This is a genomic window from Oscillatoria sp. HE19RPO, from assembly GCF_024220515.1.
Lineage (GTDB): Bacteria > Cyanobacteriota > Cyanobacteriia > Cyanobacteriales > Laspinemataceae > Laspinema.
The window spans coordinates 1-7,040 of sequence record NZ_JAMXOT010000295.1; the positions used below are offsets into that span (position 1 = coordinate 1).

Consider the following 7,040-nt stretch of genomic DNA (forward strand, 5'->3'; position numbering starts at 1 on the left):
CGCAATGCGCAGGCCCTCCGGAGGGCCTGCGCATTGCGCCCCTACAGATATCTTCCTTTCAGTTAAACGGTTGGAGGATTTATATTTTGCAATTCCCTAATCCTGATGATGCAACACTTTCCAACTCCGGGGTTGATAAAACAGACATCGGCTGGTTACTTTATTGGATTTGACGGTAAATCTAAAGGATTCGACGATATCCAAGGATTTCACCCCGGTTCTGATATAAATCTTGGCACTGTATGCACCGGGAACTAAACCGCAGTGCGGCAACTGCATCTGAATTTCCACTCGTCCGGGAGAGATTTCCATCAACTCATTATCACTGGCGGTAGTCAGATATAACACATACTCGCGATCGCCTCCTAATCCGGTGAGTAAAAACCCCAAATTGGCATTCTCAAAATACCCGGATGATTGACATTCTACGGATAAACAAGCCGGTTCCCCAGAATTGATGAAATCCAAAATATTTCCTGCTTCATCTTTAAAACAAACCTGGGTAATATCTAACCCCATACTTTCCTCGGGGGATTTGGGCGGGAGTACCATTGCGCCCGTTGCCTTATCTGTGCCACTCAAACAGAGGTCTTCCTCATAGTGGCGAATCACCGACTCAGTTTCCCCGGAGGTAATCAGTTGACCTTTTTTCAAATAAATCGAGCGATCGCAAACATTCAGCAAACTGTGAGAATTATGGGACACCAAAATAAAAGCCGTCCCCGTTTCCCGCAATTCAGCCAACCGTCGATGACACTTAATTTTAAACTTGACATCTCCCACGGCTAACACCTCATCAATCAGCAGAATATCTGGATTAATATGAGCCGCACAAGCAAATCCTAATCGCGCCGCCATCCCGGAACTATAGGTTTGAACCGGCGCATCAATGGCATCGGCAATTTCTGCAAACTCTACGACTTCATCAAAGCGTTCCTCGATTTCTCCGGTGCGTAATCCCAAAATCGACATATTCGCATAAATATTTTCTCGCCCGGTTAAAATCGGATTAAATCCTGCTCCCAAAGCAATTAAAGGCGCAACTCGCCCTCTAATTTTTACCGAGCCGGTATCGGGATGGATTAACCCACTAATAATCCGTAATAGGGTACTTTTTCCGGCTCCATTCGCTCCCACCAATCCCAGGGCTTCCCCCCGTCTGAGTTGGAACTCAATATCCCGCAGCGCCCAAAATTCTCCCTCCCGGAGCACCTCGCTTTTTCTGCCACTTCCGATTAATTCAGCAGCAATATCTCGCACCCCATAGAACAAAGATTTCTTTAGATTTCGGCAAAATTTCTTAGAAAGATTGTCCACCGAAACCAACAAATCAGAATCATCGGAAACGGGAGGGGTAAACTTTTGTTGTTTCAAGTCTTCAACTATCATCAGGAACTCACTCTTTCGATTGCAAATGGCAAGGCAATTCTGAATCCCACCCAAGTTACCACTAATCCCAGTAACGTGAACAAGCTGGCAACCCAAAACCCAGTCTGCTGGGATAAAATCCCTGTGGTGGCTAACTCTCGCGTGGTGACGAGTAAGGGCGTCACGGGATTCAGTTTAACGATTGTCGCAAAAGCTCCTTCTTGGGGAACGGGAAAAACCACGGGGGTGACAAATAACCACAATCCCGTAAGCATGGTTAATCCTTTGGAAACATCTTTATATAAAAGACCCAGGGGGGCTAATAAAACGCCAAAAAATGTTCCGAGTAAAATTAAATGGATTAAGGCAACTGGCGCTAAAATGACCGTCCAACTGACTGGGACCTTAAATATCAAAAATAAGGTGACAATTAAAATCATTTTGATGCCAAAGTTAAAGCCGACTTCTCCTAATTTGGCTAAGATTAAGGCTTCCCGGGGAAATTTGACTCGGGCTAACATGGGTTTAGCATCAGTTGAGGCTTGAACAGGACCTTGTAAGGATTCCACAAAGGTTTGCCACAGGGCGGTACTAAACATGACATAAGCGGGATAGGGAATATCGGTTTCCCCAATGGAAATGGCTCTAGCATTTCCTGCTAGGGTAAATCCTACTGCCATGACGATCGGGGGAATAAACGCCCAGGCAATTCCCAGAAAGGACTGGCGATATTGAGCGCTAATATCCCGAATCATCAGCCGCCATGCCAGCGATCGCGCTGCCAGCAAATCCCGCCACATTTGTCGGAACATTCGTTTCGGATGTCGGAGTTCGCTTTGGGGAGTATAAATGTATTCGGGTCGCATATTGGGTTTACCGACTGGAGATTAAGAAAGAACTGGAAGGGGAAACGGGTGAGGCAAGCGCACCCTGGAAAATCGCTTTTTTTGCAGGATTCCAGGATGCTAAAAACCGCTTAAGAGCGAGATAACGAGGGCGTGGGGGCGTTCTGTTCCTCGGTTTGAGTTTCCGTTGCTATAACGGGTTTAATTTGGATGGGTTCAGATTGCTGTTTGACATAGCGATCGCTCAGGTAACGGTTGAGCAATTTGTCTAACGGAAAGAGAATCCGTTTCTCAAAAAAGCCACTTTTAATCCCAAACGTCAACCGTTCACTTAACGGCATTAAAATTGACTTTCTGCGCCGCCATCCCATCCGCTTATACTTGATTTGAAAATAAGCATCTTCGTCCAGATTCCATTTATCCCGTAAGCGGTGTAAACTATTCAACTGCCACGCATCACTCCAGCGCAGCATATAGAAGGGTAAATCGGTCAGTTCTAGGGGAGGACCGGGAACATAAGTCACCAGGGAGGCAGGCTCAAAATAAACGGTTTCCCCCGCTTCTCGGACAGTCATACAGAAGTCCAGATGTTCTTTTGTATTCAGCATCCCTTCATCCAGGGGTCCGAGGCGATCGAAAATCGCACGGCGCACCAAAACGCAATGAAATTCTGCTAATTCCGTTTCATGTCGCTGGAGTTCGTCGCGCACTTCAGCCACCCGCTTCCCTTGCTTATACATTTTTTCCCGCAGTCGGCGTCGGGGACGTTCCCCATTGTTGTCCGTCCAAATATGGGACTCTCCTCCGGCAAAATGGACGATTTCATGAACGGGTTTATCTTGACACATCAAAGGACCAACAACGGTGGCATTGGTTTCTTCCGCACAGTCGATCAATCGTTCCAACCATCCGGGACTGACAACAACATCGTTATCCAGGAAGGCGACATATTTGGTTTTAACCTGACTCAACCCAATATTGCGACTTTTATTCGGGGATAAATAGCGATTAACTCGAATCAGGTTAAACTCGTGCAAGCGGGCTTGTTCTTCTAAATATTGGCGCACTCCATCGGGAGAGTTGCCATCCACATACACTAATTTAAAGGGAATATCCGTGTATTGGTAAATGCTTTCCAGGGATTCCCGGGTGCAACTAAATCGTTCCCGAGGAACAACAACTATGGTCACTTGAGGTTCAGTCATGGTTAATTTCTCCTTAAACTATAGATTGTAAATTCAGTGAATTGTCCAAATTTTGGATAAAAATCAAGGCTCGCCGATTATTCGGTTTGGACGGGAATCAAGGGAGAGGGTTGGGGAGATTGGGCGGTTGGAGGGGCGTTGAGTGCCTGCTGATAAATATCCACGAGGCGATCGTTTAGGGGGTTAATATTGTAGTGGTTTTCTACTTCCATCCGCCCCGCTTGACCCAGTTGCGCCCACCGTTCCGGATGCTCAATTAGAACTTTGATTTTCTCAGCTAATCCTTGAGCATCTCGTTCGGGAACGAGACAGCCGGAAATCCCATCTCGGACTAATTCGGGAATTCCTCCATGATAGGTACTAATCACAGGCAATCCCATCGCCATTGCTTCTTTTAAAACGTTAATCGGGGCATCGCAGTCGCCATCGGCAGCGGTGACACTTGGGGCCATAAATAGATGAGAGTTGGCTAAAATCTCTTGAATTTCGGGCTGAGTTTTCCAGCCGAGTAACTGGACTGAATCTTTGACGCCCAGTTTTTCAATTAATTGTGCTAATTCGGCTTTTAAAGGACCATCACCAATAATTTGATAGGTTAAATTAGGATACTCGGGAACCAGTTGAGCTACGGCGCGAATTGCGTACTCAATTCCCTTTTTTTCACTGAGTCGTCCCGTGGTGGCAATGCGGATTTTTCCATCCGTAGGAGGATGAGGGGGAGAGAAGGTAAAGTCCCGAGGTTCTAGTCCAGAACGGACCACGGCGAGGCGATTGGGGTCACAGCCAATGCGGATGAGTTCTCGTTTGAAATAGTCGCAGTTGGTCATGAAAAAGTCGCCGTTTTTAAATAGGGGTTCATAAACACCCTCGCCCTGTTCTCGCAGGTAGAGGCTAATATCAAAGCCGCGAAATGTGGTGACTAATTTAGCCGCAGGGAAACAGATATCTCGAAAAGAAATTCCCCGTAATCCCAGGTCCCCAAATTGACAGTGAATGATGTCATAAGGTTCTTTGTCCAGGGTGGGGAGGGCGACATGGAGTAACCAGAAGGTGGCTGCTGGGGTGCCATATTTAAAAACGTTGAGCGATCGCAGCACCACGGCGGGATTTTTGGCGAAATTCGCGGCCAATAATTTCACCCCATTCAGCCAACGGACGGCATAATTGGCGCTAATTTCCGGTAAGGGATAGGTGCGATCGAGGAGGTTGTATTTCTCTACATCGGGGTGTACCTTTTCCAGATTTTTTTCCGGGATACCTTCTAGGGGATAAATATCCACCTCATGATGGCGATCGATCAATCCGGTAATCTGATTCAGGATGAAAGTTTGGGATAATACCGGAAAATGGCGGACAATCAAGGCTATTCTCATGGGTTTTTCTCATCCCGTAATGGTTCAGCTCGGTTTTTTTTAAATTTTTAATCATTTAATCAGTTTTATAGGAGTTGGCATTATGGCACAAACTTCTGCCCACCCCTAGTTAGAGTTAGAATGGATAACTATTTGCAAATCCCCCGACGACTTTTAAAAAGGTACTGTAATCATGTCATAATTGGAATTATCCATGATTTTTTCTCGCTTGACTCATCTTCTGGTTACCTGCACTGGTAAATTTAATGACAGGCTGATTCGCCATAAATTCTGTGACAAGCAACCTAATTTTTTCTCCGGCTTTAACCCACTTCATCCAGATTAAAAGAGCCATAAACTCTAGTTTATATTTGAAATCATTGGGCCGGTTATTCTGGCCAATTCTCAACCAAATTCGCAAGGGGGGCTTGAGGTCTGAGAGGATAAACTTGAGAAAAACCCAGGGAAAATTAGGGCAATTGCGGTTGAGATGATAAGTAGCCCTTGCCACTCTCCTCACCTTTTTTTGGAGTTGTTGGACTGAATTTCGGGCCGGATGACAGATAGCAGCATCAGCGGCATAACTTTGAGCATAACCGGCAGCAAAAACGCGATTTCCCCATTCGCGATCGCCTCCTGATTTCAGGGTCGAGTTAAATAACCCGACTTGCTCAAACACTTGTTTATAAGTAAAAACATTGGCCGTTGCAGCAAATTGTTCATATTCCAGATAATATTCTTGCTGCAAAAAGAAAAACTGGTCATAGAGTTCGGCAGCGGTTGGACGGTTGGGATTTTTAAAGAAAAACTGAATTTTACCCCCCACCAATCCACAATTAGGAACCGATAATAAATGTGCTGTTCCCTTTTCCAACCAATCGGAATGGGGAATACAATCGGCATCGGTAAAGGCCAGAACTTCACCTTGAGCCTGTAAAATTCCCTTATTGCGAGCGGTATAGGACCCCGGAGAAGGTTCTAGGAGCATTTTCGCTTGCTTAAATTGGCGAACGACTGGCTCAATACTGTCATCTGACCCATTGTCAATCACCAGAACTTCATACAGATGTTTGGGATAAGTCTGGTTTTCTAATGCCTCCAAACAAAGTTGAAGTCGTTCTGGATCATTCAACACGGGAATGATTGTAGAAACAAAGGGTTGAGTTTGCTGATTCATTCTTTTTCTCTGATGAAACAAAGAAGCGTTGGGATTGGCAAGTCTAGTTCCCTTTGGGCCCGATATAAAGTTACTCCTATGTAAGGATTTTCCACTAATCGGCAGATGTTCTAGCAGTGGCGATTGTCCGCAAGAGTGGCAATCTCCCGATGGGCGATCGACCCATTCTGCGTTGATCTCTCCTGCCTCATCTGCTCCCGGCGATCGGGATGAACCCTTTTGAGAGTGGCAAAGGAGAAAGAGAGAAAAGGTATCGGAAACTACTGTGAACAGGCAATTGTAATAATTGAGCCGGTAAAAGACTTATATTATTTTTATCCCCCATCCACACTAAACTCCTCTACCTGGGGGATGAGTTGCTCACATTTTGCCGTCCAAATCCTCCGGTTAACATCGCCTTGCAATCCGACCTTATCCCCTGCTAAGAGGCGATTTGCTGCTTTAGAGTTGCTACTAATTTGCAGAAAGAATTCATCATTTTTTGGCAACTCTCTATTGAGTCCCTATCCCCAATCTGGGAGATGGCGATCGGCAATTTTTGAACTGCGGTTTTGCCACAACCCAGAGAGCAAACCTTCTCTGTGCTTCTTGAGTTTCAGAAATTGGGGTTTCTTTAAAGATATCTTAACCCTAATTCACTCTCATCTTTATTCATATCTTGAGTGGAGAGTCAATCTACCAAAAGAGGTAAATCGAGGTAATTTTTAAATTCCTCCAAATCCGTCAACCCTCCTCGGGTAGAGAGGGTGCAATCTCTGCTCTGTTTCCATTTGGGCTTAATTATTACCAAATCCAGTTGTCAAAAGTCTGTTTTCTCTTCAGCCGGTGTAGGACTCTGGTGAGCACCGTCGAACCACGGGCTTCGTCCTGTGAGCCTCCACCCTTGAGGGTGTGGGTTTTATAGACCTAGAGCAACCGAATTCCGGATTAGAATACCCGAACGTTAGAACGAGTTGGTTTTTATTGGGAAATCAACAGCTATGTGGGGAGAAACGACTGAAGTCGTTACTACGAACATCAGAAACGGCTTGGTTTTTATTGGGAAATCAACAGCTATGTGGGGAGAAACGACTGAAGTCGTTACTACGAACAT

At 45.6% G+C, this 7,040-nt stretch carries 6 protein-coding genes; all 6 read right to left on the bottom strand.

The features are described from left to right. Positions 1-96: 96 nt before the first annotated feature. The 6 genes from NG833_RS23970 to NG833_RS23995 all read right to left on the bottom strand — a co-directional run bounded on the left by NG833_RS23970 (position 97) and on the right by NG833_RS23995 (position 6,435). Complete coding sequence (locus NG833_RS23970) at positions 97-1,389, bottom strand: polysaccharide ABC transporter ATP-binding protein (protein WP_254567791.1); 1,293 nt, start codon at positions 1,387-1,389, stop codon at positions 97-99. Then, a complete protein-coding gene (locus NG833_RS23975) occupies positions 1,389-2,234 on the bottom strand; it encodes an ABC transporter permease (RefSeq protein ID WP_254567792.1) in 846 nt (281 codons plus the stop codon). Before NG833_RS23975 ends, NG833_RS23970 begins: the two co-directional genes overlap by 1 nt. Before the next feature lie 110 nt (positions 2,235-2,344). Further along, positions 2,345-3,418: a glycosyltransferase family 2 protein gene (locus NG833_RS23980; RefSeq protein WP_254567793.1), complete on the bottom strand. Its 1,074-nt coding sequence runs from the start codon at positions 3,416-3,418 to the stop codon at positions 2,345-2,347. A gap of 77 nt (positions 3,419-3,495) precedes the next feature. Then, positions 3,496-4,791, bottom strand: coding sequence for a glycosyltransferase (locus tag NG833_RS23985; protein WP_254567794.1), 1,296 nt, complete (start codon positions 4,789-4,791; stop codon positions 3,496-3,498). Between the two features lie 187 nt (positions 4,792-4,978). Continuing rightward, positions 4,979-5,947, bottom strand: a complete 969-nt coding sequence (locus tag NG833_RS23990; protein WP_254567795.1) for a glycosyltransferase family 2 protein — start codon at positions 5,945-5,947, stop codon at positions 4,979-4,981. A gap of 314 nt (positions 5,948-6,261) precedes the next feature. Continuing rightward, on the bottom strand, positions 6,262-6,435 hold the full coding sequence (locus NG833_RS23995; RefSeq protein WP_254567796.1) for a hypothetical protein: 174 nt from the start codon (positions 6,433-6,435) through the stop codon (positions 6,262-6,264). Positions 6,436-7,040: the final 605 nt, after the last annotated feature.